Source organism: Hydrogenophaga aromaticivorans, assembly GCF_013387465.1.
Taxonomy (GTDB): domain Bacteria; phylum Pseudomonadota; class Gammaproteobacteria; order Burkholderiales; family Burkholderiaceae_C; genus Hydrogenophaga; species Hydrogenophaga aromaticivorans.
In genome coordinates, this window is sequence record NZ_VYGV01000028.1 from 145649 (window position 1) to 166991 (window position 21343).

Here is a 21343-nt window from a genome sequence, read left to right on the forward strand (position 1 = left end):
CCATGACCGACAGTGTGTTCAACCGCATCATCCACCGCGTACCAGACCGGGCCGCGGTGCTGGCCCTGGTTGCCGGACTGGTGGCCTGCGGTGAGGCGCCGTCAGCGGGCTGGTCGGGTTATGTCGAGGGCGACTATGTGCATGTTTCGTCGCCGGTGGGTGGGCGGCTCGACACGCTGACCGTGCGGGCGGGTGACCGGGTGCGGCAGGGCGACACCTTGTTCGCGCTCGACGCGCAGGCCGAACAGGCGGCGCAGGCCGAAGCCCAGGCACGCCTGGCCGGCGCGCAGGCCCAGGCCGCCAACACCACCAAAGGCCGGCGCAGCGACGAGGTGGCGGTGACCCGTGCCCAGCTGGCGCAGGCCCGGGCCCAGGGCGCGCTGGCGCAGACCGCCTGGGCGCGCCAGCGGGATCTGGTGGCCCAGGGTTTTGTGTCGCAGGCCAGCCAGGACGCCGCCAAGGCCGCGCTGGACCAGGCGAACGCCCGGGTCGCCGAGCTGGAGGCGGCCTTGCGTGTGGCGGCCCTGCCGGCGCGCAGCGACGAAACCGACGCCGCCCAGGCCCAGGCCGAAGCCGCGCGCCAGGTGCTGCGCCAGAGCGCCTGGCGGCTGGCCCAGAAGCAGCAGCCCGCGCCCGTCGATGCCCAGGTGGCCGAGGTGTTTTTCCGCGTCGGCGAAACCGTGGCGCCGGGTCAACCGGTGCTGTCGCTGTTGCCTCCGGGGGGCGTGAAGGCCCGGTTCTATGTGCCCGAGACCGAAGTCGGCGCGCTCGCCACCGGGCAATGGGTGAACCTGGCCTGCGACGGTTGTGGCGAGGCGATTCCGGCACGCATCACCCGCATCGCCAGCGGCCCGGAATTCACGCCGCCGGTGATCTACTCCAACGCCCAGCGTGCGCGGCTGGTGTTTCTGGTGGAGGCCGCGCCGCGCCCGGCCGACGCTGCGCGGCTGCGCCCCGGCCAGCCGCTGGACGTGACCCGGTTGGCGCAGGAGCCGAAGTGAACGCCCTCGCCATCGACGTGCGCGGCCTGACCAAGCGCTACGACGGTCGCGCCGTGGTGGACGACGTGACCCTGCAGGTGGGCCAGGGCCGCATCTGCGGTTTCCTCGGGCCCAACGGCAGCGGCAAGACCACGACGATCCGCATGCTCTGTGGCCTGCTGCGCCCCGACGCGGGCGAGGGCCAGTGCCTGGGGCTGGACTTCCGCCGCGAGGCCGCCGCCATCAAGCGCCAGGTGGGCTACATGACGCAGAAGTTCGGCCTCTACGACGATCTTTCGATCCGCGAAAACCTGGACTTCGTGGCCCGGCTGTTCGAGCTGCCCGGCCGCCGCGCGGCGGTCGACCGGGCGCTGGAGCAGTTGGGCCTGCAGGCGCGCCAGCGCCAGCTCGCGGGCACGCTCTCGGGCGGCTGGAAACAGCGCCTGGCGCTGGCCGCCTGCCTGATCCACGGGCCGCGCCTGCTGCTGCTCGACGAACCCACGGCCGGTGTGGACCCCAAGGCGCGGCGCGACTTCTGGGACCAGATCCACCGCCTGGCCGCAGAGGGCATCACGGTGCTGGTGTCCACCCACTACATGGACGAGGCCGCGCGCTGCCACGACCTGGTCTACATCGCCTACGGCAAGGTACTCGCGCGCGGCAACGAGCGCGAGATCGTGGACGCCGCGGGCCTGAGCGTCTGGGCGCTGGAAGGCTCCGAAGCGCAGGACCTGAGCGAACGCCTGCGCGCACTGCCCGGCGTGCAGAACGTCGTCGCTTTCGGCAACACGCTGCACGTGGCCGGGCGCGACGCCGCGCTGCTGGCGCAGTCGCTCGGCGCTTTCCAGGGCGAGAGCGGTGTGGTGCTGCGCGAAACGCGGGCCAACCTGGAGGACGTGTTCATCAGCCTGATCGACCAGGCGCAGGACAACTTCGGCAACGGCCAGGCGGGGCAGCCATGAAATGGTTTTCGCCCGCGCGCACCTGGGCCGTGTTCATCAAGGAGTTCCAGCAGATGCTGCGCGACCGGCTCACCTTCGCCATGGCGGTGGGCGTGCCGGTGATGCAGCTGGTGCTGTTCGGCTACGCGATCAACACCGATCCCAAGGGCCTGCCCACGGCGGTGGTCGCGGTCGACGCCGGCCCGCTGGCGCGCAGCCTGGTGGCCTCGCTGCAGAACACCGGCTACTTCAAGGTGGTGCACCAGGGCACCAGCCAAGCCGAGGCCGACGCCCTGGTCGCCACGGGCGAGGTGCAGTTCATGATCGTGATTCCGCCCGGGTTTTCGCGCGACGTGGTGCGCGGCGAACGCCCGGCGGTGCTGGTCTCGGTGGACGCCACCGACCCTTCGGCCTCGGGCAACGCCATCGCCGCGCTCGGCGAGATGACGAACCTGGCCCTGCGCCACGACCTCACCGGCCCGCTGCGGTCGCTGCAGAAGGGCGCGGCACCGTTCGAGCTGAGAATCCACCGGCGCTACAACCCCGAGGGACTCTCGCGCTACAACATCGTGCCCGGCCTGATCGGCACCATCCTCACCATGACCATGGTGATGCTGACCTCGCTGGCCATGACGCGCGAACGCGAGCGCGGCACGATGGAAAACCTGCTCGCCACGCCGGTGCGACCGCTGGAAGTGATGGTGGGCAAGATCCTGCCCTACGTGGTGATCGGCTATGTGCAGCTGAGCGTGATCCTAGGCGCGGCCTGGCTGCTGTTCGAGGTGCCCATGGTGGGCAGCTTCGTGTTGCTGATGGCCATGATCGGCGTCTTCATGGTGGCCAACCTGGCGGTCGGTTTCACCTTTTCGACCATCGCGCGCAACCAGTTGCAGGCGATGCAGATGACCTTCTTTTTCTTCCTGCCGTCCATGCTGCTCTCGGGTTTCATGTTCCCGTTCCGCGGCATGCCGGTCTGGGCGCAATGGCTCGGCGAGGGCCTGCCGCTGACGCACTTCCTGCGCATCGTGCGCGGCATCATGCTCAAGGGCAACCAGGCGCCGCAGCTCTGGACCGACCTCTGGCCCATGCTGCTGTTTCTGGCGATTGCAGGCGCCGTGGCGCTCAAACGCTACCGCCAGACCCTGGATTGATCAGACCCACCCCCGCCGCGCTTCGCGCGACCCCCTCCAGGGGGCAACGCGGTGCGGCCCGGCAAAGCCGGTTCCGCCGCGTTCTGGGTTGAGGCATCTCGCTTCGGTGATGCCTTTGGGCTCTCTGGGCTCAGGCTCTACTGATGACGCGCACCACCGATTCGCGGTGGGTGCGAAAGCCCATGCGCTGGTAGAGGCCGAGGGCGCCGGTGTTGTCGCTCATCACGTGCAGGAACGGGGTTTCGCCGCGCGCGAGCTGGCGTGCGATGAGTTTGAGCATCAGCCGCCGCGCCAGTCCGCGGCCCTGAAAGTCCGGGTGGGTGCAGACGCCGCTGACCTCGCGCAGGGTTTCGGCGAAGCTGCGTTCGCCGGCCATGGCCATGAGGCGTTCGCCGTCGAACAGGCCGAAGTACTCACCGAGCTCGATGGTGCGCGGGCCAAACGGCCCGGGGCGGGTGAGATCGGCCAGGGCCAGCACCTGGTCCAGGTGTTCCGGGCCCATGGGCCGGACGTCGGGAGCTTCGTCCTGCACCGGGGCCTCGCCGGCCCAGACCATCTTGTGCATGGTGCTCTCGGCCTCGACGACCCAGCCCGCGGGCGCGGGCCCCGACCAGCCGGCACAGTAAAAATGTTCGTCGGGTCCGCAATGTGGCGTCAGTGCGTCGAAATCGGGCCGCTGCGGGTTGGCAAAGCCGACGATGGGCGAAAAACCCGGGGCGTAGCGGCGGGCGCCGCCCGAGCCGACGGCCCAGTGCGCCTGCGGGCCGGTCAGGGCGTGCCAGAAGATGTTGTCGAGCAGATGCACCGCGGTGATGCCTCCCGGAGGTTCAGCGTCCGCGCAGGAACAGCGCGTCCAGCTCGCGCATGTTCACCTGGCGCCAGGTTGGGCGGCCGTGGTTGCACTGGTCGGAGCGTTCGGTGATTTCCATCTGGCGCAGAAGTGCGTTCATTTCGTCCAGCGTCAGCCGGCGGTTGGCGCGCACCGCGCCGTGGCAGGCCATGGTGGCCAGCAGCTCGTTGCGGGCGCGTTGCACCACGGTGCTGGCGTCGTGCTGGCTCAGCTCGGCGAGCACGCTGCGCGCGAGTTCCACCGGGTCGCCTTGCGCGAGCGTGGTCGGCACGGCGCGCACCGCCAGCGTCCTGGGCGAAAACGGCACCACTTCCAGCCCCAGCATGGCCAGCACCACGCCGCTGTCTTCGGCGGTCGCCACTTCGGTGGGCGTGGCGGCGAAGGTGGCCGGGATCAGCAGCGGCTGGCTGGCCAGCTGCTCGTTGTCCATCTGCTGCTTGAGGCGCTCGTAGACGATGCGCTCGTGGGCGGCGTGCATGTCCACCACCACCAGGCCCTGGGCGTTTTCGGCCAGGATGTAGACGCCCTGCAGCTGCGCGATGGCGCGGCCGAGCGGCCAGTCGCCGGCGGGCAGGGGTGGGCTGTCGGCCGGCTCGCTGCGTGTTCCGTCTGTTTGCAACGAGCTTGTCGAAGTACTCGCCGAATCGGACCCTGGAGTGGCTCCCTGAAGGCTGTTGCCCCACAAGGCCCCGAGGTCGCTCACGCGCTGGCCGATGGCGTCGGGCTGCGCGTAGCGCTGGAACGGCAGCGGATTCTGCGCACCGCCCAGCGTGGAGGGCAGGCGCTCGGGTGGCGTCCACGCGCCTGTAGAAGGGGACGGGCTCGCGCCAGCTTCGCCTTGTGGCAACACAGCTTGCGCGCTGGCCGCCGCAGCCGAACGCGGCGCGGCCAGCGCGGCGTCCACCGCGTGGCGCACGGCCTGGTGCACCTCGCGGCTGTCGCGGAAACGCACCTCGATCTTGGTCGGGTGCACGTTCACGTCCACCCGGGTCGGGTCCAGGCTCACGTAGAGCGCGTAGACCGGCTGGCGGTGGCCGTGCAGCACGTCCTCATAGGCGCTGCGCGCGGCGTGGCCGATCACCTTGTCGCGCACGAAACGGCCGTTTACATAGGCGTATTGCCAGTCGCTGCGCGAGCGCGCCGCGTCGGGCACGCCGGCAAAGCCCCAGACGCGCAGGCGCTGCACGCCATCGGCCAGGGCCGTTTCGCCCGGCACGGCGTCGGCCGGCCAGTTGACCGCCACCGCCTGCTCGATGAAGTCTTCGCCCAGCCCGTCGGCCAGGCGCTGGCGCAGGGCGTCCAGCGCGCCGCCGCCAGCGAGGTCGGCCGCCACGGCGCGCCACTGCGCCACCAGCTTGCCGTCGTGCCAGATCGCAAAGCCCACCTCGGGCCGCGCCAGCGCGTGGCGGCGCACGGCTTCGATGCAGTGGGCGAGCTCGGTGGCGTCGGTCTTGAGGAACTTGCGCCGCGCCGGCGTGGCGAAAAACAGTTCCCGCACCTCGACCGTGGTGCCGGGGCCGCGCGCGGTGGGCTGCAGCTCGCCGCTGCGGCCGTCGAGCAGCCAGCCGTGCGCTTCGTCGCCGCTGTCCGTGCGCGTGAGCACCGAGACTTCGGCGATCGAGCAGATGGCGGCCAGCGCTTCGCCGCGGAAACCCATGGTGTGCACCGATTCCAGGTCGCCCAGGCTGGCGATCTTGCTGGTGGCGTGGCGCTTGAGCGCGGTGGGCAGCTCGGTGCGGTGGATGCCCCAGCCGTTGTCTTCCACGCTGATCAGCCGCACACCGCCGGCCTGCAGGCGCACGGTGACCTGGGTGGCGCCCGCGTCGAGCGCGTTGTCCACCAGCTCGCGCACCACCGAGGCGGGCCGTTCGACCACCTCGCCGGCCGCGATCTGGCTGATCAGTTCGTCGGGGAGTTCGAGGATCGGGCGGCGTTCGGAGGAGGGTAGGCGGGCGTTCACGGGCAAATTGTAGGGTGCAAGGATAATCCCTGCCCATGGAACTCATTGCCCTTCTCCTCGACTTCATCCTGCACGTGGACCAGCACCTGCAGGCCTTCGTGCAAACCTACGGCGCCTGGGTCTACGCGCTGCTGTTTCTCATCATCTTTGTGGAAACCGGCCTGGTGGTCATGCCCTTTCTGCCGGGCGACTCGCTGCTGTTCATCGTCGGCGCGCTCTGCGGTGCCGGCCTGATCGACTATCCGCTGGCCGCAGGCCTGATGCTGGCGGCCGCCATCCTGGGCGACCAGACCAACTACAGCATCGGGCGCTATTTCGGCCCCAAGGTGTTCCAGTGGGAGAACTCGCGCTTCTTCAACAAGAACGCGTTCAACCAGGCGCACAACTTCTACGAGCGCTACGGCGGTGTGACCATCATCCTGGCGCGCTTCATGCCCTTCATCCGCACCTTTGCGCCCTTCGTGGCGGGCGTGGCCGAGATGACGCGCAGCAAGTTCACCGCCTACAACGTGGTGGGTGCGGTGGTCTGGGTGATCGGCCTGACCTCCGCCGGCTACTTCTTCGGCAACCTGCCCTGGGTGCAGGCCAACCTGTCCAAGATCATCTGGGCGCTGATCTTCGTGCCGGGGCTGATCGCGATCTTCGGCGGTTGGCGGGCTGCGCGGGCGGAGAAGGCACGGGCCGCTGCGGCGCCGTGATCAGGCCCTGATCAGAACTGCCGGGACCTGGCCAGCGGCGGGTTGGCGCTGAAGTATTTGACGATGCCCTTGAGCAGGGCATCGGCCAGGTCGGTCTGGTATTTGTCGCTGTTGAGCCGACGCTCTTCGTCCGGGTTGCTGATGAAGGCGGTTTCGACCAGCACGCTCGGGATGTCGGGCGCCTTGAGCACGGCAAACCCCGCCTGCTCCACGTGTGGCTTGTGCAGCTTGCCCACACGTTTCACTTCACCCAGCATCGCGCTGCCGAGCTTGAGGCTGTCCTTGATCTGGGCGGAGGTGCTCATGTCGAGCAGGGCGCGCTGCAAGGTGGCGTCCTTGACCTTGACGTTGATGCCGCCCACCAGGTCGGCCGCGTTTTCCTTGTTGGCCATCCAGCGCGCCGCGGCGCTGCTCGCACCCTTGTTGCTGAGCGCGAACACACTCGCACCCTGGGGCTGTGGGGTCATGAAAGCGTCGGCGTGCAGGCTGATGAACAGGTCGGCCTTGACGCGCTGCGCCTTCTGCACCCGCGTGCCCAGCGGCACGAAGAAGTCAGCGTCGCGCGTGAGGTAAGCGCGCATCGGGTTGCCGTTGACGCGGGTGGCGTTGATGCGGTCGCGCAGGCGATGGGCCACCTTGAGCACGACGTCCTTTTCCCTGGTGCCGCCGGGACCGATGGCGCCGGGGTCCTCGCCGCCGTGGCCGGGGTCGAGCGCCACGATGATCAAGCGCTCGGTGACGCTGCCGGAGGCTGGTCGCGGCGCGGTTTTTGCGGGCGTTTTTCCGGCGTTCGCGGCGGGTGTTTTGGGCGGGGTGTGTATCGGCTTGTCCGGCGGCGCATGGCCGTTGCGCGCGAGCAGCTCGCCCAGCGGGTCGTCGGCGCCGGCGGCGCTCTGGTCCATGGCATCGGTTTCGATCCCCAGCAGGCGCGCGGCGCGCGCGCTGGCTTCGTCCAGCTCTTTCAAACGCTGGGCAATCAGTTCTTCGAGCGGGTCGGGCGCGTGGACCGGGTACAGGTCGAACACCAGGCGGTGCTGGTAGGCCGCCACCGGCTGCAGGTTGAACACCTGGGGCTGGATGGCTTGCTTGAGGTCGATGTGCAACTGCACCAGCTTGCCCTTGCGCTGCTCGACGCGGATGCCCGCGATGTTGGGGTCGTCCGGTTTGAGCTTGCCCACCAGCTCGCGCATGCCGTCCGCGAGGTCGATGCCCTCGATGTCCAGCGTCAGGCGCGGCGGGACGTTCACGGTGGTCTGCCGCGCCTTGAGTTCGCCATCGGACTCGATGGTCACGCGCGTGTAGTCCTGCGCGGGCCAGATGCGCACCGCCACCACGCTGGCGCCGCGCGCGATCTGCTGCGTGCCCAGCAGCAGCACCAGCGAGCCGGCTTGCAGCAGGGTGCGGCGGTTCGGACCGTTCTTGCTCTGTGTCATGCCTTCAGTGCTTCCAGCAGGTGCTGGCCGGTGGGGGTGTAGGCGGTGAAACGAACGCGGCGTGCGCTGTCGGCGTCGTCGCTGAATGCGGGGTTCATGGCGTCGGGCTCGATCTGGATGTCAGCGTCCACGGTGGACAGGGTGTCGGCCGCGCGCTCGGGCCATTCCACCAGCTTGAGGCCGGGGCTGGCAAAAAGTTCGCGAAAACCCGCATCTTCCCACTCACGCGGGTCGGTGAAGCGGTAGAAATCGAAATGCCAGATGTGCAGGACCTCGTTGTCGGGCATGAAAGGGCAGTCGATGCTGCTGTGCGGTTCGACCACCGCGTAGGTCGGGCTCTTGATGCGCCCGCGCACGCCCAGGGCGCGCAGCAGGTGGCGCACGAAGGTGGTCTTGCCCGCGCCCAGGTCGCCGTGCAGGGTGAGGGTGGCATGGGCCAGGGCCGGGCAAGTGGCCAGGCGGCTGGCAAAAGCCAACGTGTCCTCTTCGCTGTCCCAGTGAAGCTGCAGCACGGGCACGCCCCCACCCGCCGCCGCTTTATGGGCGTGTGGCGTTCCCAGGCCCGTTTCTACAATGGGCGGAACATGAAAACCGGTTTTGTTGCTGCTCAACTCGTCTCACAGATTCAGGCCTGGGGCCAAGAGCTCGCATTTTCACAAATCGGCGTGACCGGGGTGGATCTTTCTGCGGCCGAACCGGGTTTGAACGCCTGGTTGCAGGCCGGATTTCACGGCGACATGGGCTACATGGCCAGCCACGGCCTCAAGCGCGCGCGCCCGGCCGAGCTGGTGCCGGGCACCGTGAGCGTGATCACCGCGCGCATGGACTACCTGCCGCGTGACACGCCCGAAGGCTGGCAGGCGATCGAATTCAGCCGGCTGCAGCGGCCGGGCGAGGCCGTGGTCTCGCTCTACGCAAGGGGGCGCGATTACCACAAGGTCCTGCGTTACCGCCTGCAGAAACTCGCCGAGCGCATCGCTGCCGAAGTGGGGCCGCTGGGCCACCGGGTGTTCACCGACTCCGCGCCCGTTCTCGAAGCCGAACTCGCCAGCCGCAGCGGGCAGGGCTGGCGCGGCAAACACACGCTGGTGCTCAACCGCGAAGGCGGCTCGATGTTTTTCCTGGGCGAGATCTATGTGGACCTTGCCTTGCCCGCCAGCGAGCCGGTGAGCGAGCATTGCGGCGCCTGCACGGCCTGCATCGATGTCTGCCCGACCCAGGCCATCCTCGGCCCGCAGCGGCTGGACGCGCGGCGCTGCATCAGCTACCTGACCATCGAACACGCCGGCCCCATCCCCGAAGACCTGCGCCCGCTGATCGGCAACCGCATCTACGGCTGCGACGACTGCCAGCTGGTCTGCCCCTGGAACAAGTTCGCGCAGCGTTCCAGCCTGCCCGACTTCGATCCGCGCGAAGGCCTCACGGGTGCCACGCTGATCGAGCTTTTCAGCTGGTCAGAAGACGAGTTCCTGCGCCGCACCGAAGGCAGCCCGATCCGCCGCATCGGGCACGAGCGCTGGTTGCGCAACATCGCGGTGGCGATGGGGAATGCGTTGTCGGCGGTGGTGGGCGAAGAGGGGGATGCCCTGCGCCAGGCCCTGGCCACCCGCAGCGCCCAGCCTGGTGCGCTCGTGCGCGAACACGTGGCCTGGGCGCTGGAGTGCGGTGAGCGGGAGAACCGGTTTCGGGAAGGCTCAGCCGGGTCCTGAGGGCGAAATCAAACACGTCTGAACTTCCCAGGCGAATCACCTCCAGCCATGGGTGGTACTGTGTCTCCCGTTCGCAACAGGTTTCAATATAAAGGAAAGCAGCATGGGCACGTTGACATGGAAGTGGGTGGTGGCGGGTGGTGTTTTGTGGCTGGCGGGATCGGCGCAGGCACAGGCCCCGACGCAGCGCCCGGGAGATCCCGGCCGCTGGGACTTCGAGAACAGCTGCGCCAGCTGCCACGGCGAGGCTGGGCGTGGTGACGGTCCGTTGGCGCCCCACCTGGTGGCCCGGCCGAGCGACCTGACACGGCTGGCCCAGCGCAATGGCGGTGTGTTCCCGAAGGACCGGGTGGCCGCGATGATCGACGGGCGCGGTACCGCGGACATCGGCTTGCACGGGACGCGCGAAATGCCCGCCTGGGGCCGCGTCTACTTTGATCGGGTCAAAAAAGTGGGCGGCACCGAGGAGCAGGCCGAGCGGGCCGCACAGCGGCGTATCGACGACCTGATCGACCACCTGGAGCGCATGCAGCGCAAATAGGCGAGCGTGGCGGGTGCGCACGCGCGGGCCCGGCCTTCACGCGTGTCGCCCCCGAAGCTCCCGCTTCAGCAGCTTGCCGCTCGGGTTCTTGGGCAGGCTGTCGGTGAACACCACGCGTTTCGGGCATTTGAAGTGCGCCATGTGCTGGTTGCAATGCGCCGTCACTTCTTCTTCGGTCAGCGTCTGCCCGGCCTTGACCACGATCACCGCGGTCACCGCCTCCACCCATTTCGGGTCGGGCAGGCCGATCACGGCCACCTCGCTCACCGCGGGCAGGCGGTAGATCATTTCCTCCACCTCGCGGCTGGCCACGTTTTCGCCGCCGGTCTTGATCATGTCTTTCTTGCGGTCCACGACGGTGATGAAACCTTCGCTGTCGATCATGGCCAGGTCGCCGCTGTGGAACCAGTCGCCCTCGAAGCTGGCCGCCGTGCGCTCGGGGTCGTTGAAGTAGCCGAGCATCAGGTGCGGGGAGCGGTGCAAGATCTCGCCGACCTCGCCCACGGCAACGTCCTGCATGGCGTCGTTGACCACGCGGGTTTCCACGTTGAGCACCGCCTTGCCGCAGGAGCCGGGTTTGCGCAGCTGGTCGTCCGGGCCGAGCATGGTGGCCAGCGGCGCGATTTCGGTCTGGCCGTAGAGGTTCCACAACCGCACCTTTGACAGGCGCGCGGCCAGTTCCTTGAGCACCTCTACCGGCATGATGGACGCGCCGTAGTAGCCCTTGGCCAGGCTGCCCAGCTTGCTGGCGTCGAACAGCGGCGAACGCAGCAGCGCGATCCACACCGTGGGTGGTGCGAAGAAGCTCGTGATCTGGTGCTGTTCGATCAGCGCGAGCAGGTTGTCGGGCGTGGGCTTGCTGGTGATGACGTTGCTGCTGCCGATGTAGATGGCCGGGCCGAAGAACACGTCGAGCTGCGCGCAGTGGTACAGCGGCAGGGCGTGCAGGGTGCGGTCGGTCTCGGCGATTTCGGCGTGGATGACGCAGCTCACGTATTGCCAGAGCACGGCGTCGTGCGTGAGCATGGCGCCCTTGGGGGTGGACTCGGTGCCGCTGGTGTAGACGATCTGCGCCAGATCGAAGCTGCCCAGTTGCACCGCGGGCAGGGCATCGGTGCAGGCGGCGAGATCGTCGAAGTGGTGCATGCCGGGCGTGGGCTCGCTGGGGTCTTCGCTGGGCAGCCAGATGAATTGCTGGACCTGCGTTTCCAGCGCCGAAGCCTCGCGGGCCAGGCCAGCGAGGCCGCTGTCGGTGGCGAGCGTGCGGGCACCCGCGTGGCGCAGGATGTAGGCCACCTCGTCGGCCTTCAGCATGAAGTTGATCGGCACCAGCACCGCGCCGCGGCGCGCCAGCGCAAAGCGCAGCGCGGCAAAACCGTGCGAATTGCGCGCCAGCACGGCCACCTTGTCGCCTTCGCCGACACCGATGCGGTGCAGGCCGGCGGCCAGCCGCGACACGAGTGCGTCGAACCCGGCGTAGGTCCATTGCGTGTCGCCGCAGACGATGGCGGTCTTGGCGGGCAGGCGAACAGCCGTGCGGTGCAGGGCGTCGGCGATGGTCTGGCGGCGCACGGCGGGGGAAATGGAAGGGGTCACGGAGGCCTCCTGTTACAGCAGCGCCCGCGGTTGCGGGGCATGATGGAGGCATTGAATCCACAAACCGCGCGCGCGGCCATGGGCGTTTTCACCAGCCTCCGGGCTTGTGCTGTCACCTTCGCGTCGCGCCGCTATGATCCGGCGCATGAACCTGCTTGCTTCGATGCACAACACGCTGCTGCGCTGGGGGCGGGGGGTGCTGGGCGCCTGGGGCGCCTGGTGGCAGGTGCTGCTGATCGGCGCTGAGATCGTGGTGCTGTCGCTGTCGCCCTCCAGCTACGACGATCCCGAGGAGCGCCACGCGATCATGGCGCACCTGTACCGCGCCAGCGCACCGCTGCTGACCTGGTTCCTGGTGCTGTCGGCGCTGGTGAGCCTGGTGCTGATCCGCATCGTGGTGGCCACGGCGCTGAGCTACGGTCTCTCGCAATACGCGCTGGAGGTGCTGGTGCGCACCCTGGTGCTGGAGCTCATTCCGCTGTACGCAGCGCTCTTCGTGGCCGTGCGTTACACCATGCCCGAGTCGCAGCGCATCCGCCGCCTGCTGAGCGACGAGCACCGCCGCGGTCTGCGCCGCCCGCGCCAGCAACTGCTGCGACTGGACATGCTGCCGCGCGCGCTGGCCGGTGTGTTCTCGGTGTTGCTGCTCGCCGCGCTGAGCTGCTTCATTGCGCTGGTGCTGACCTACCTGAACGTGTATGGCTTCTCGCCCTGGGCGCTGGCCGATTACAACCGCAGCGTGGGCAGTGTGTTTTCACCCGCGGTCTCGCTGATCTTTGGCCTCAAGACGCTGTTCTTCAGCCTGGCGGTGGCCTTCGTGCCCATGGCCGCGAGCGCCCAGCCCGACGCCGGCGGCGGCTTCGCGCGGCGCAGCGACATCACCGAATTTGCCCGTCTGCTGTCGGTGATTCTTTTGCTGGAGGTGGTGTCCCTCATGGGCAACTACTATTGAAGCCACCGCGCACCCCATCCATGAACCCAACGAATCCCCAGGGCCCCGTGCCCGACCCCGTGCCCCCGGTGAACAACCTGGAGGTCAAGGCTGCGCTCCTGCTGCTGCTGTTGCTGGCGCTGATCGTGGGCTCGGCGCTGTACGTGATGTACGCGCGCGGTGCCTTCGAGCGCACGCAGCGACTGGTGCTGATGTCGGACGACTCCGAGGGCGTGGTCGCCGGCATGGACATGACGTTTGCGGGCTTTGCCATCGGCAAGGTGGCGCAGCTGGAGTTGGCCGAGGACGGCAATGTGCGCATCCTGGTGGACGTGCCCACCAAAGACGCCAAGTGGCTGCGCAGCTCCAGCATCTTCACCATGGAAAAGGCGCTGGTGGGCGGCACCAAGATCCGCGCCTACAGCGGTGTGCTGAGCGACCCGCCGCTGGAAGACGGCGCGGTGCGGCAGGTCTTGCGCGGCGACGCAGCGGCCGAGATCCCCAAGCTGGTGGCACAGGTGCGCGACCTGCTCGACAACCTCAACAACATGACCAAGGAGGACGCGCCGCTGCAGCAGTCGCTGGCCAACCTCCAGTTGGCCACCGATCGCCTCAAAGGGCCGCAGGGGGCGATGGGCCTGCTGCTGGGCAACGACGACGATGCGAAGCAGCTGGCGAAGACGCTGGGCAACGCCAACGCCGTGCTGGCGCGCACCGATGGCCTGGTCAAGCGGCTGGATTCGCTGGTGATCAATGCCGACCGGCAGGTGTTCGGGCAGGACCCGGGCGGATCTGGCAACGCCACCGGTGGAGGCTTGGTGGGCGACGCCCGCACCACCGTGCAGCAGCTCAACGGCCTGCTCGGCGAAGCCCGCGGCAGCCTGACCAAGCTGGACAACTTGCTGGTGGATGCACAAGGCATCGCCAGCAACACGCGCGAAGCGACCGCCGATCTGGGCGCGCTGCGCAGTGATGTGGACGCGAGCCTGCGCAAGGTGGACGCGCTGATCAACGACCTGAACCGCAAGTGGCCGTTTGCGCGTGAGACGGAGATCAAGCTGCCATGACACGAGACACCCCCGTTGCTTGCTCGCTGCGCGTAGCCGCATCCCCCCTCAAGGGGGCAACACCTGTGGCCCGGCGGAGCCGGTTCCACGGTGTTTCTGGGCTAAGTCACTTCGCTCCGGTCGGATTGTTCGCTGTGGGTCAATTGAGAGGAATCGCTCGCTGTTTCGTAGCTGTCTCGGTGTTGGCGCTGGCCGCCTGTGGCAACAACCCGCCGGTGCCCGAGTGGCAGATGAATGCCAAGGGCAGTGCGGACCGGGCGGCGGAAGCCTGGCTCAGTGGTGACAGCCGGGTGGAGGCGGCGGAGTTTGCGCGGGCGCGCGCCGAGGTGTCGCGCACGGCGCGGCCGGATCTGCTGGCGCGCGTCGAGTTGCTGCGTTGTGCCGCCCGGGCGGCGGCACTCGACTTTGAACCCTGCACCGCGTTCGACGCGCTCGCGAGCGACGCCGCACCGGCCGAGCAGGCCTATGCGCGTTACCTGAAGGGCGCTGCGCAGGCGGCCGATGCACCGTTGTTGCCCGAGGCCCACCGGGGGCTGGTGGGCGCGACGGCTGCGCCCGATGCGGCGCTCGCCGGCATCGCCGACCCGATGTCCCGACTGGTGGCGGCGGGCGTGCTGTTCAAGCGCGGTCTGGCCACGCCCGGCACGATCACGCTGGCCGTCGACACCGCTTCCGCACGCGGCTGGCGCCGTCCGTTGCTGGCCTGGCTCCAGGTGCAGTTGCAGCGCGCACAGGCGGCGGGCGCTGCCGACGAAGTGGCGCGCATCCAGCGGCGCATCGACGTGGTGCAGGGCAAAGCCGCCCTCTAGATTTCTTCCCTGGCCTCGATGCAGAGCTGCTGCACGCGCGAGCCGCTGACGCCCGCGATCGCGCGGATGCGCAGTGCGCGGCCGGTTTCCAGCTCGATCCGGTGGTGGTAGTCCAGTCCGTCGGTCTGGCCAGGGCTGTGGCTGGGAATGCGGCGACGCCATTGTTGCCGGCCGTCGAGCTCCACCGCGAGCTCGTGCCAGGGGTCGTCAAAACCGGTGGGCACGCGCACGATGAGGCTCACGTCGATGTCAAAGGTCCTGCGCCGGTCCAGTGCGCCCGGAATGTGGAGCACCGCCACCGATGCACTGCCGGCGTCGCAGCGCCAGTGTTCGGGTACAGGGGTGCCGGCCTTGCGGGTCATGGTGCTGGTTGTGAGAGGGTGGATGGAGAGGACTGCCCACCGGCATGCGCAAGCAACCGGGGAGCGATTCTATGCTCGCGTCACAGCGTACCCGGGACCGGTCGTCCTCAGTGAGCGCATCGGCCCCGCGTGTGCCGGTTGCGGCGGCGTGACGAGCGATGATTTGTGACCAGATATCCAGCTTGCGGGCCGCAGCGAAACTCATCCGCCAGTGCGGGCCAGCAAGAGCAGGGGTCGATGTTCGCCCGTCCGGGCGGATTCCTGCATCGCGTTGCGAGACAGACGTTCGCGTCGGTGGTCGCGCGATGTACGGGCGTGCTCGAAGTCGGCCCACCAGTGCAGCGCTCTCGCCCAATGGGTCTTGGGAAGGCGATTGGCACGGGAGCGACATGCCTGCAGGTACGAGTGGGCGCTTTCGAGGTCCCCGATGAGCAAGCTAACTTGGCAGCCGAGCGTCACGAGCAGAAGGCTCACCAGCTCTTGCATTCCCTGATTGAGAACGCCGGTCTGTCCTGCCAGAAGCATCTGCCGACAGTCCTCAAACCGGCTGTGCAGCAAATCCATGTCCACATCCCGGGGGTCGGCGCATGGCTGCACACGAAGGTTCGCCTGAATGTTGAGCAACTGCGAAAAACACTGATTGACCAAGGGTTGGAAGCGCTGGTCGGGTGACCTCGACTCGCCAGCGATCACAGCCGATTCCGAGAAGAGACCGTCTGCATCGGCAAAGTCGCCGCCCCAAGCGGTTGCGACAGCCAGATAGTTGTAGCTGTTGGCCAACGCCAGGAAGTCGGGGTGTTGACCGCGGAGACGCAGACTCTCTTTGGCTGAACTGGCGGCCAGTTCGGTCCAGCCCAACAAAGTCGCCGTGCAGCTTTGCAGCTCCAGAGACTCGGCGGCACGGTGGGGGTCATGTATTGCCTCCGCGCACCTCAATGCAAGAGCGCTCAATCCGTGGGAGCTTGACGCACGCGAGTCAATAAACTCTGCACGGGACAGCAGCAGGTAGGCGTCTGCCTTGCCTGCGCTGTCGTTTTGCTCGCGCGCACGATGCAAGGCTCTCAGTGCCCAACTTCGGCAGCTGTCCGTTTTGCCTGCAGCCAGCGCATTGGATGCAGCCTCCACGGTTTCTCGTTGAACCCTGCTGAATCCGGACATAGCTCTCCCCTCACTGTTTTGCTGTACGCAGTTTACGGGCCCGTTGCGCGGCTTTGAAGGCTCGGCCGCAAAAGCTTCTCTGAGCCCATCTGGAGCCGGCCTAGGGACTTCCGTGTTGCGGCCAGCACAGGTCGCTGTGATGGCCTGGTCGTCGCGCACACTTTGTAGTGCATGAAACCTCCCTGCGATACAGGTCTCGGGTAGATGGCCTGCCCAAGGGTGAGCCTGCCCGCCACAAAGACGAGGCAACTCATGGTTCCGGCAGTCTCAACAATTCCGAGCAGATGTCACTTTTCAAGCTCATCAGCTTTGGTGCAAGCGCCGCTACCCACCGTTCGGCCTCTTCTTGCGTAGACACGCTGACGTTGATGACGCATATGCCCTCCGCACTGGCGAATGCCGTCGCCACTGCGATGACCTCGGGTTGCCAGCTGGCCCAGCAATAGCCCTTTGTTTTCATGCTATCGATCGACGCCTCGATGGCTTTTTTGACCTCTTGCCAGTGCCTGCCATTGCGCCTTTTGAAAATGGGCTCAAGCACCCGGTAGCGCTCCACCGGTGCCGTTGCGAGGTACGCCTGACCCAATGAAGTGAGTTCCATCGGAACGCGCTGGCCGGACACGACATTGCGCAGTGCAACCCGGCGGTTGTAGCGGATCGATTCCAGGTAGACCATCTCATCGCGATCTGGGTAGGCCAGTCCGACGTTGATGCGCTCGCGCTCCGCAAGGGCACGCATGCGCGGCGCGGCGATGGCCAGCACCTGCGAGCCCGATCGCATGGCGTGCCCGAGGCTGAGCACCAGCGGCGCGAGCCGGTAGGCGCGGCGGGCGCGGTCCTGCTGCAGCAGGCCCGCGGCCACCAGGGTCTGCGTGAGCCGGCTCACCGTGGAGTTGGACAGGCCGGTCCGCTCCGCGATCTCGCCATTGCCCAGCAGGTCCGATCCCGGTCGAAAAGCACGCAGGATGTCGGCGCCGCGCAGCAACGAGCGGTTCGAGGCCGATCGGCCAGGGTTTTCTTCGAGGGGGTTCATGGTGTGTCCTGTGAGGGTTTTCCCTGGAATTTTCTGCCGATGTGGTCACTTCAGGGTCTCATTTTAAATTCCACTGAATGGAATTTGGTGGGTCTCAAAACTGCCTTGCGGTCCTAAGCTCTGGTTTCGGCCAACAGGTCGATGCGGCACTTCACAGGAGGCCGCGCCTGAAACCTTCTATTACGGAGACCTCCCATGAAATCGTTCCCCATTTCCTTGCGTGGCCTTGCCAGCGGCCTGTGTCTGAGCCTGGCTGCCATCGCTGGCGTCGCCCACGCCGAATACCCGGAGAGGCCAGTGCGCATCGTTGTGCCGTTTGCTCCTGCCGGCGGAACCGATCTGATCGCACGCACCCTGGGCCAGGGCATGTCAAAAGAACTGGGTCAGACGGTGATCGTCGAGAACAAGCCCGGTGCCGGCACCGTGATCGGAACCGACCTGGTCGCCAAGAGCGCTCCCGATGGCTACACGATGGTGATCGCCACGCTGGCGCACGCGGTGAACCCCAGCCTGCTGGCCAAACTGCCCTACAACAACGAGACCGCGTTCGCCCCTGTGAGTCTGATCGGGAAGGGCCCGAACGTGCTGGTGGTCCGCACCGAAAGCCCGTACAAGACCGTGAAAGACATTCTGGACGCGGTGAAGTCGGGCAAGCAACTCACCTACGCATCGCAAGGCAATGGCACCTCGGCCCACCTGGCGGGTGAAATGTTCACCAACCTGACCAAGGTCGAGCTGCTTCACGTCCCCTACCGTGGCGCAGGCCCGGCCATGACCGACCTTCTGGGCGGCCAGGTGGACATGTTCTTTGGCACGGCGGCAGCGGTGTCGGGCATGGTAGATCAGGGCAAGCTGCGGGCCATCGCGGTGACGACACCCGAGCCATCGCCTGCGTTCAAAGGTGTCCCCACGGTCGCCGCAACGGTACCTGGCTACGCGGTCGAGAGCTGGTACGGCTTTTTTGTACCCGCCGGCACACCGGCCCCCGTGATTGCCAAGCTCAACGCCGCCGTCAAGAAGGCCGCGCAAAGCCCTGAGTTCGTGAAGAAGGTGCAGCACGAAGGCCTGGTGGTCACCGCTTCCGATCCCGCCGAGTTCGACCGCTATGTGAAGGCCGAAGAGGCGCGCTGGAAGAAGATCGTCAAGGAAAACGGCATCAAGGCCGAATGAGTGACCGAACACTGAGCGAACGAGCAACACCATGGACTACAACCTTATCGAACTGCAGGTGAGCGACGGCATTGCCACGCTCACCCTCAACCGCCCCGACAAGCGCAATGCCATGAGCGACGGCATGCGTTCGGAATTCATCCACGCGCTGGAGTCGGTGACGGCCGACAAGGCGATCCGCGCCCTGGTGCTGACCGGCGCTGGCAAGGGCTTCTGCGCCGGTGGCGACATCAGTGGCATGCAGAAGCGCATGAACGCACCGGCGGGCGAAGTGGGCTTCAATGGCTGGCACCGCCAGCAACGCGTGCACCACACGCAGTCGCTGCTGCACACCTGCCCCAAGCCGGTGATCGCCGCCGTGAACGGCGCGGCCTCGGGCCTGGGGGCCGACACCGCGCTGGCCTGCGACTTCATCATGGCCAGCGAATGGGCGAGCTTCGCCTGGTCGTATGTGCTGCGCGGCATCATCCCGGACGGCGGTGGCATGTATTTCCTGCCGCGCCGCGTGGGCCTGGCCAAGGCCAAGGAACTCATCTTCACCGGCCGCCAGGTCAAGGTGGACGAGGCGCTGGCCCTGGGCATTGTGGACCGCAAGACCAGCGCCGACACGCTGCTGGCAGACGCCCAGGCCTGGGCCGCGGAACTGAGCCAGGCGTCGAGCACGGCCATCGCGTTGACCAAGACCATCCTCAACCAGAGCTTCGAGCTGACTTCGCACGACGTGTTCGCGCAAGGCAGCCAGGCGCAAGGCATCTGCTACACCAGCAGCGAGCACCGCGCCTCGGTGGAAGCGTTTTTGGCCAAGGCCGCCAGCAAGGAATGAAGACCATGGATGCCACCACCTCCGCCCCCATGAACGCGATCGCCCGTCTGCTGCAGCCGCGCAGTGTGGCCATCATCGGTGCCTCGGCCGATCCCGGCAAAACCGCTGGCCGCCCGGTGGCCTACCTGCAGAAGCACGGATTTGCCGGTCGCATCCTGCCGGTGAACCCCAAGGCCGACCGCATCGGCGACCTGCCGTGTTACGCCGACATCGCCGCGTTGCCGGAAACGCCCGATGTCGCCATCGTGCTGCTGGGCGCCGAACGTGCCCACCTCGCGGTGAAGGAACTCTCGGCGCGCGGCTGTGCGGCCGCGATCGTGCTGGCCAGCGGTTACACCGAGACCGGTGAAGACGGCGCGCGCCGCCAGAAGCAGCTGGTGGAAGCGGCCGGGTCCATGCGCATCCTGGGCCCTAACACCATCGGGCTGGTGAACCTGACCGACGCCATCGTGCTCTCGGCCACTGGCGCGCTGGAGATGGACGAATTTCCGGTGGGTGGCATCGGTGTGGTGTCACAAAGCGGCGGCATCCTGGGTTCGCTGCTCTCGCGGGCGGCTGCGCGGGGCATCGGGTTGTCCAAACTGATTTCCACCAGCAACGAGGTGGACCTGGAGCTGGCCGACTTCATCGATCACCTGGCCGACGACCCGGCCACCCAGGTGATCGCGCTCTACATCGAGACCGTGCGCGACCCAGCAAAGTTCCGGGCCGCCTGTCTCAAGGCCGCGCGCAAGGGAAAACCGGTGGTGGCCTTCAAGATCGGCCGCTCGGAAGCGGGCGCCCAGGCCGCCGTGTCGCACACCGGTGCGATGGCCGGCGCCGACCGCATGTACGACGCTCTGTTCAAACAGGTGGGCGTGATCCGCGCACAGACCTTCAACGACCTGCTGGACATTCCCGTGGCCCTGGCGACCGGGCGCCACCTGCGCGGCCAGCGCGTGGCGATCCTCACCAGCACCGGTGGCGCCGGCACGCTGGTGTCCGACGACCTGGGTGTGGCCGGCTTCGAGACCCCAGCGCCCGACGCCGCCACGGCCGAGGCGCTGCGCGCCCTGCAGACCGGCAGCGAAGCCGTGCTGGACCGCAACCCGATCGACGTCACCCTGGCCGGCCTGCGGCCCGACCTGCTGCGCGGCGCGATCCGTGCGCTGCTGGCCAGCCCAACTTACGACGCGCTGGTGATCATCGTCGGCTCGTCCAGCCTGGCCATGCCCGAGCTGATGGCCAACGCCATCCGCGACTGCCTGTCCGATTCGGACAAGCCCGTGATGGCCTATGTGAGCCCGCACGCACCCGAGGTGGGGGCCTTGCTCACGCGCTACGGCGTGCCCGCCTTTGCCGCGGCCGAGAGCTGCACCGCGGCGCTGGCCGCCATGTACAAGGTCAGCAGCTTTGTCGCACCGGTCGAAGAAGCGGATGCGGGAAGCACCGTCGACCTGGGTGAACTGCCTTCGGGCTCGCTGGACGAGGCCCAGGCCAAGCAGCTGTTCGCGCGTTTCAACGTGCCCTGTGCGGCCGAGCGCATCGTCACCACGCCGGCCGAGGCCGAGGCCGCCGCTCGCGAGCTGGGTGGCCGTGTGGTGCTGAAGATCCTCTCGTCGCAGATCACGCACAAGAGCGACGTCGGTGGCGTGGCCATCGGCCTCACACCCGAGACGGTGGGTGAACGCCTGATCAGCATGACCGCCGACGTGCGCGCCAAAGCCGGCGTGCGCCCCGACCGTTTCCTCGTGCAGGAAATGGTGGGCGGCGGGACCGAGCTGATCCTGGGCATGCACCGCGATGCGCTGGGCACGGCCGTGCTGCTGGGCATGGGGGGCGTGACGGCCGAGCTGTTCAAGGACACCTCCATGCGCCTGGTGACGCAGGACGCGCAGGGCCTCCAGGCGCTGAGCCGCGCCGATGCACTGGCCATGGCGAAAGACCTCAAGACCTGGCCGCTGCTCGACGGCTTCCGGGGCCGGCCCAAGGCCGATGTGGACGCGCTGGTGGACGCCATCGTGGCGTTCTCCCGCATGGCGGCGCAACTGGGGGACCGCCTGGTGGAAGCCGAGATCAACCCGGTCTTCGTGCGCGCACAAGGCCAGGGCGTGAGCGCCGCCGACGGTGTCGTTGTGCTGGCTTGAGGAAC

20 protein-coding genes are annotated in these 21343 nt (G+C 67.6%); 12 read left to right on the plus strand and 8 right to left on the minus strand.

What is annotated here, in order from left to right; all coding sequences use genetic code 11:
* Positions 1 to 2 precede the first annotated feature (2 nt).
* From F3K02_RS27355 to F3K02_RS25955, 3 genes are read left to right on the plus strand one after another with little or no spacing between them, the layout of a single operon-like run.
* On the plus strand, positions 3 to 1001 hold the full coding sequence (locus F3K02_RS27355) for an HlyD family secretion protein (protein ID WP_218179588.1): 999 nt from the start codon (positions 3 to 5) through the stop codon (positions 999 to 1001).
* On the plus strand, positions 998 to 1942 hold the full coding sequence (locus tag F3K02_RS25950; protein WP_343067168.1) for an ABC transporter ATP-binding protein: 945 nt from the start codon (positions 998 to 1000) through the stop codon (positions 1940 to 1942). The genes F3K02_RS27355 and F3K02_RS25950 overlap by 4 nt, the downstream gene beginning before the upstream one ends.
* A complete protein-coding gene (locus F3K02_RS25955; RefSeq protein WP_177139410.1) occupies positions 1939 to 3072 on the plus strand; it encodes an ABC transporter permease in 1134 nt (377 codons plus the stop codon). The genes F3K02_RS25950 and F3K02_RS25955 overlap by 4 nt, the downstream gene beginning before the upstream one ends.
* Before the next feature lie 130 nt (positions 3073 to 3202).
* Here F3K02_RS25955 and F3K02_RS25960 read toward each other — a convergent pair whose 3' ends face one another.
* Positions 3203 to 3877, minus strand: a complete 675-nt coding sequence (locus F3K02_RS25960; protein WP_343067169.1) for a GNAT family N-acetyltransferase — start codon at positions 3875 to 3877, stop codon at positions 3203 to 3205.
* A gap of 22 nt (positions 3878 to 3899) precedes the next feature.
* Positions 3900 to 5882 carry a DNA mismatch repair endonuclease MutL gene (gene mutL / locus F3K02_RS25965; RefSeq protein ID WP_177139412.1) on the minus strand — a complete coding sequence of 661 codons (1983 nt, stop codon included), beginning with the start codon at positions 5880 to 5882 and terminating at the stop codon, positions 3900 to 3902.
* Between the two features lie 35 nt (positions 5883 to 5917).
* Here mutL and F3K02_RS25970 point away from each other — a divergent pair, with 35 nt between their 5' ends.
* Positions 5918 to 6580: a DedA family protein gene (locus F3K02_RS25970; protein WP_177139414.1), complete on the plus strand. Its 663-nt coding sequence runs from the start codon at positions 5918 to 5920 to the stop codon at positions 6578 to 6580.
* Positions 6581 to 6591: 11 nt separating this feature from the next.
* Here F3K02_RS25970 and F3K02_RS25975 read toward each other — a convergent pair whose 3' ends face one another.
* A complete protein-coding gene (locus F3K02_RS25975; protein ID WP_177139416.1) occupies positions 6592 to 8013 on the minus strand; it encodes an N-acetylmuramoyl-L-alanine amidase in 1422 nt (473 codons plus the stop codon).
* A complete protein-coding gene (gene tsaE, locus F3K02_RS25980; RefSeq protein ID WP_425485644.1) occupies positions 8010 to 8531 on the minus strand; it encodes a tRNA (adenosine(37)-N6)-threonylcarbamoyltransferase complex ATPase subunit type 1 TsaE in 522 nt (173 codons plus the stop codon). Before tsaE ends, F3K02_RS25975 begins: the two co-directional genes overlap by 4 nt.
* Before the next feature lie 66 nt (positions 8532 to 8597).
* Between tsaE and queG the strand changes: the two genes are divergently transcribed.
* Together queG and F3K02_RS25990 are read left to right on the plus strand one after the other, a co-directional pair.
* On the plus strand, positions 8598 to 9722 hold the full coding sequence (gene queG / locus F3K02_RS25985; RefSeq protein WP_177139418.1) for a tRNA epoxyqueuosine(34) reductase QueG: 1125 nt from the start codon (positions 8598 to 8600) through the stop codon (positions 9720 to 9722).
* A 103-nt stretch (positions 9723 to 9825) separates the two neighbouring features.
* The gene (locus F3K02_RS25990; RefSeq protein WP_177139420.1) at positions 9826 to 10263 is read left to right on the plus strand and encodes a c-type cytochrome; all 438 of its coding nucleotides are present in this window, start codon (positions 9826 to 9828) and stop codon (positions 10261 to 10263) included.
* A gap of 36 nt (positions 10264 to 10299) precedes the next feature.
* On the opposite strand, the gene F3K02_RS25995 is transcribed toward F3K02_RS25990, so the two are convergent.
* Complete coding sequence (locus F3K02_RS25995; protein ID WP_343067171.1) at positions 10300 to 11859, minus strand: acyl-CoA synthetase; 1560 nt, start codon at positions 11857 to 11859, stop codon at positions 10300 to 10302.
* A gap of 145 nt (positions 11860 to 12004) precedes the next feature.
* Here F3K02_RS25995 and F3K02_RS26000 point away from each other — a divergent pair, with 145 nt between their 5' ends.
* The 3 genes from F3K02_RS26000 to F3K02_RS26010 all read left to right on the plus strand — a co-directional run bounded on the left by F3K02_RS26000 (position 12005) and on the right by F3K02_RS26010 (position 14666).
* Positions 12005 to 12811 (plus strand): MlaE family ABC transporter permease, encoded by an 807-nt coding sequence (locus tag F3K02_RS26000; protein ID WP_226462484.1) that lies wholly within the window; start codon positions 12005 to 12007, stop codon positions 12809 to 12811.
* Positions 12812 to 12831: 20 nt separating this feature from the next.
* Entirely contained in the window at positions 12832 to 13857 is a 1026-nt protein-coding gene (locus tag F3K02_RS26005; protein WP_177139422.1) for an MlaD family protein, read from the plus strand.
* Positions 13858 to 14036: 179 nt separating this feature from the next.
* Complete coding sequence (locus F3K02_RS26010; RefSeq protein ID WP_343067172.1) at positions 14037 to 14666, plus strand: hypothetical protein; 630 nt, start codon at positions 14037 to 14039, stop codon at positions 14664 to 14666.
* Here F3K02_RS26010 and F3K02_RS26015 read toward each other — a convergent pair.
* From F3K02_RS26015 to F3K02_RS26025, 3 genes are all read right to left on the minus strand, one after another.
* Positions 14663 to 15028 carry a hypothetical protein gene (locus tag F3K02_RS26015; protein WP_177139425.1) on the minus strand — a complete coding sequence of 122 codons (366 nt, stop codon included), beginning with the start codon at positions 15026 to 15028 and terminating at the stop codon, positions 14663 to 14665. The genes F3K02_RS26010 and F3K02_RS26015 overlap by 4 nt on opposite strands.
* A 201-nt stretch (positions 15029 to 15229) precedes the next feature.
* Complete coding sequence (locus tag F3K02_RS26020; protein WP_177139427.1) at positions 15230 to 16186, minus strand: hypothetical protein; 957 nt, start codon at positions 16184 to 16186, stop codon at positions 15230 to 15232.
* Between the two features lie 250 nt (positions 16187 to 16436).
* On the minus strand, positions 16437 to 17219 hold the full coding sequence (locus tag F3K02_RS26025; RefSeq protein ID WP_177139429.1) for an IclR family transcriptional regulator: 783 nt from the start codon (positions 17217 to 17219) through the stop codon (positions 16437 to 16439).
* 195 nt (positions 17220 to 17414) lie between these two features.
* On the opposite strand from F3K02_RS26025, the gene F3K02_RS26030 reads away from it, so the two are divergent.
* Genes F3K02_RS26030 through F3K02_RS26040 form a run of 3 tightly spaced genes read left to right on the plus strand, consistent with a single transcriptional unit; the run spans position 17415 to position 21338 of the window.
* Complete coding sequence (locus tag F3K02_RS26030; RefSeq protein WP_177139431.1) at positions 17415 to 18389, plus strand: tripartite tricarboxylate transporter substrate binding protein; 975 nt, start codon at positions 17415 to 17417, stop codon at positions 18387 to 18389.
* Between the two features lie 31 nt (positions 18390 to 18420).
* Positions 18421 to 19212 (plus strand): enoyl-CoA hydratase/isomerase family protein, encoded by a 792-nt coding sequence (locus tag F3K02_RS26035; protein WP_177139433.1) that lies wholly within the window; start codon positions 18421 to 18423, stop codon positions 19210 to 19212.
* Between the two features lie 29 nt (positions 19213 to 19241).
* A complete protein-coding gene (locus F3K02_RS26040) occupies positions 19242 to 21338 on the plus strand; it encodes an acetate--CoA ligase family protein (protein WP_177139880.1) in 2097 nt (698 codons plus the stop codon).
* The last annotated feature ends 5 nt before the right edge of the window (positions 21339 to 21343 follow it).